Source organism: Streptomyces sp. NPDC059696, from assembly GCF_042733745.1.
Classification (GTDB): domain Bacteria; phylum Actinomycetota; class Actinomycetes; order Streptomycetales; family Streptomycetaceae; genus Streptomyces.
Map to the genome: position 1 here is coordinate 1 of NZ_JBHWFG010000103.1, position 1,555 is coordinate 1,555.

A 1,555-nucleotide genomic window follows, 5' to 3' on the forward strand; every position below is an offset into this window, starting at 1 on the left:
ATCTGCTCCAGCAGGGCCGCCGCCCGCCAGAAAGCGTCAGGCGCACCCTCTTCCAGGCTGGGCGTGTTGACCCGGTGGCGGGCGACGGCGGCGACCAGGGCGGAGTAGTCCCGCACGGTCAGCTCTTTGCCGAGCAGCTCCTCCTGGCGGTCGAGGAGCCAGCGGATGTCGACGTGAAGGTCCAAGGCGTCAGGCCACCCGGTGCTGGGGGAGGCCGCCGAAATCACGGTCGAAGGCTTCCGCGACTCCGGGACGCGTCACGGCGGCCCGGAAGGAGTTCGTCGCGTGCCCCAGTGCGACCTGGTTCAGCTCTTCTATCGCCAGGTCGGCGAGGTAGCCCTTGACGGTCTGTCCGCGGGCGGCGGCGACGGCGGCGAAACGGTCCCGCGTTTCCGTGTCGATCTTGACAGTGGTATCAGCCATAACCTCAGCATACCCAGAGGGATACTCCTTGGCTGCCGCCCAGAGGGAAAGGCGTGGCACCGACCGAGATGCCGCAACGAGGTCGAGCGGACCACCAACCGACTAAAGAACTCCCGCGTGGTCCCTGCCCGTGACGATAAGAGGACCCGCGTCTCCCACAGCACAGCCCCGCAACGGCAGTCCGATCATGGCTCCGTCCGCGGTCCGCCGGACAGCGCCTAAGACCGTGTCCTATGTGGTGAGGCGGTCGTTGGGCTGGTCATGGGGCGGAGTACGTGGAGTTGGATTGTTCCGGATGGGCTGTGGGAGATCGCGAAGCCGCTGATCCCGCCGTCCAGGGTGCGGCCGCAGGGCGGCGGGACGCAGGACACGCCTGATGAGACGCTGTTCGCCGCGATCATCTACGTGCTGGTCAGCGGCTGCGCCTGGCGGGCCTTGCCGCCCTGCTTCGGGATATCGAAGTCGACGGCCCATCGCCGGTTCCTGATCTGGTCGCGTGCCGGAGTGTGGGCGCGGCTGCACGAGGAGATCCTGCACCGCCTCGACGACGCCGGCCTGCTCGACCTGTCCAGAGCGGTCCTCGACTCGGCCCATGTGAGGGCGAAAAAGGGGGTGAACTCACCGGCCCGAGCCCCGTGGACCGGGGCAAAGCGGGTTCCAAGATGCACGTCCTGTCGGACGCGAACGGCCTGCCCCTCCTCGTCGGCCTCTCGGCCGCCAACACCCACGACAGCCAGGCCTTGAAGCCCATGGTTCTCGGCCACCAAACGAGACACGACCCCCACCGCGGCCGCTATTTCAAGCCCCAGCGCCTGCACGCCGACAAGGCCTATGACGTCCCTGAGATGCGGAAATGGCTCTGCGGGAAACGCATCGGCGTCCGCATCGCGCGCAAGGGCATCGAGTCCAGTGAACGACTCGGGCGCCGCAGGTGGGTGATCGAGCGGACCATGTCCTGGCTGACCGGCTACCGCCGGCTCAACCATCGCTACGAACGCCATCCCCGCAACTACCTGGCCTTTCTCGGCCTCGCCGCAGCCATCTGCTGCTACAAACGACTCGTCCGCCTCACCACATAGGACACGGTCTATGTAGGTGTTTTTGAACTCTGACCGTGAGATCTGCTCTAGCA

At 66.6% G+C, this 1,555-nt stretch carries 2 protein-coding genes and 1 pseudogene; 1 reads left to right on the top strand and 2 read right to left on the bottom strand.

The features are described 5' to 3' along the window. A pseudogene (locus ACFV20_RS36860) lies at positions 1 to 185 on the bottom strand (toxin Doc); the annotation flags it as partial. 4 nt (positions 186 to 189) lie between these two features. After that, complete coding sequence (locus tag ACFV20_RS36865; RefSeq protein ID WP_073772008.1) at positions 190 to 423, bottom strand: antitoxin MazE7; 234 nt, start codon at positions 421 to 423, stop codon at positions 190 to 192. Between the two features lie 261 nt (positions 424 to 684). Here ACFV20_RS36865 and ACFV20_RS36870 point away from each other — a divergent pair. Further along, positions 685 to 1,502, top strand: a protein-coding gene (locus tag ACFV20_RS36870) for an IS5 family transposase (protein ID WP_107427493.1) whose coding sequence is annotated in 2 segments (ribosomal slippage) — positions 685 to 1,027 and positions 1,027 to 1,502 — 819 coding nt in all. Because the reading frame shifts where the segments join, the coding sequence is not laid out codon by codon here. Positions 1,503 to 1,555: the final 53 nt, after the last annotated feature.

Excerpts from the sequence above, each read along its gene's own strand:
- ACFV20_RS36865 (WP_073772008.1), bottom strand. The coding sequence starts at position 423 with ATGGCTGATACCACTGTCAAGATCGACACGGAAACGCGGGACCGTTTC.